Annotated in this window: 1 protein-coding gene; it reads right to left on the bottom strand. The window is 39.6% G+C overall.

The window, feature by feature from the left end:
* The coding region (locus tag HMPREF2846_RS13445) for an FIVAR domain-containing protein (protein WP_176745497.1) at positions 1-1,627 on the bottom strand (1,627 nt) is incomplete at both ends.

The following is a 1,627-nucleotide window of genomic DNA, read 5'->3' as shown; positions in this document are numbered from 1 at the left end:
CTAATGCTGCTTGTTTTGCGTCAGCTGCTGCTTTCGCTTCTTTCTCATCTTGTGCTTTTTTAGCGTTAATTGCTTCGTCTAACGCTGCTTTCGCATTATCAACTTCAGTTTGTGTCGCATTAGGATTTTGTTCTACTGCTTTAGCCGCTGCTAAGGCATCTTGAACGGCTTTATCTTCTTTATCAGCTGGGTCTAATTGACCTAAACCTTCTGCAGTTGCAATTGATTTCTCAAGTTCAGTTTTGTCCGCTTTTGCGACTAAACCTGCTTGGGCATCTTTTAAGTCTTGTGTTGCTTTATTAATTTCTTCAACAGTTTTACCTGTTGGAGCATCAACAATCGCTTGTCCTGCTACTTCAGCATCAGTTAATGGTTTCACACTATCTGGAGTGAATTTATCAGTTTGAACAGCTTTCGCTTTTTCAAGCTCTGCTTTTAATGCATCAAGTGCTGCTTTGACTGCATCTGCTTGATCTTGAGCAGTTTTTGCTTCGATTGCTTTATTTAAAGCATCTTTCGCTGCATTAACTTCTTCTTGAGTTGCGTTAGGGTTTGCTTGAACTTCTTTTGCTTTATTTAATGCTTCTTGAACGGCTTTATCTTCTTTATCATTTGGATCTAAAGTTAAGCCATCTGCAGTAGTAATTGCTTTGTTCAATTCATCTTTGTTAGCTTTCGCTTCAAGATTGTTTTTAGCATCAGTGATTGCTTTAGCTGCTGCTTTCAACTCTTCAGGAGTCTTAGTCGCATCTGCTTTGGCTGCTTCGCCTGCAGTAATAGCTGCTTCAAATGGTGCAACTGTATTTGGTTTGTAGTCATCTTTCTTAACAGTTTTCGCATCGTCTAATGCTTTTTGTAATGCATCTAATGCATCTTGACGTTCTTTTGCTGCGATGGCATCAGTGATTGCTTTTGTTGCTTCTTGAACTTGTTGTGGTGTTGCATTTCCGTCCGCTTTGACAGCTTCACCTGCAGTAACTGCGTCTTGAAGAGCTTTATCTTCTTTATCTGCAGGGTCAAGTTGACCTAAAGCATTTGCTTTATCGATGGCTGCTTGTAATGCCGCTTTATCAGATTTAGCTTGTAACGCTGCTTCTGCATCTTTTAATGCTTGTGTAGCATCTTCAATTTCTTTAGTTGTTTTATTTTCAGGTGCTGCAACGATAGCTTTACCTGCATCCTCTTTTTCAGTTAATGGTGCAACTGTATGAGGCGTAAAGTTATCTTTATCGATTTTAGCAACTTTAGCAAGTTCTTCTTTCAATGCGTCTAATGCTGCTTGTTTTGCGTCAGCTGCTGCTTTAGCTTCTTTCGCATCTTGTGCTTTCTTAGCATTAATTGCGTCATCTAATGCTTTTTTAGCTGCATCTACAGCATCTTGTGAAGCATTAGGATCAGATTGAACTTCTTTCGCTTTATTTAAAGCATCTTGGACTGCTTTATCTTCAGTATCAGTTGGGTCTAATTGACCTAAACCTTCAGCTGTTGCGATTGATTTTTCAAGTTCAGCTTTATTCGCTTTAGCTTCTAAAGCTTTTTGAGCATCTTTGATTGCTTGTGCGGCTTCTTTCAACTCTTGTGGAGTCTTAGAAGTATCAGCTTTCGCTGCTTCACCAGCTTGAACGGC

This window comes from Staphylococcus sp. HMSC056G08 (genome assembly GCF_001812305.1).
GTDB lineage: Bacteria > Bacillota > Bacilli > Staphylococcales > Staphylococcaceae > Staphylococcus > Staphylococcus simulans.
The sequence above is the reverse complement of the archived record's forward strand: the minus strand, read 5'-3'. Positions and strand labels throughout refer to the sequence as shown.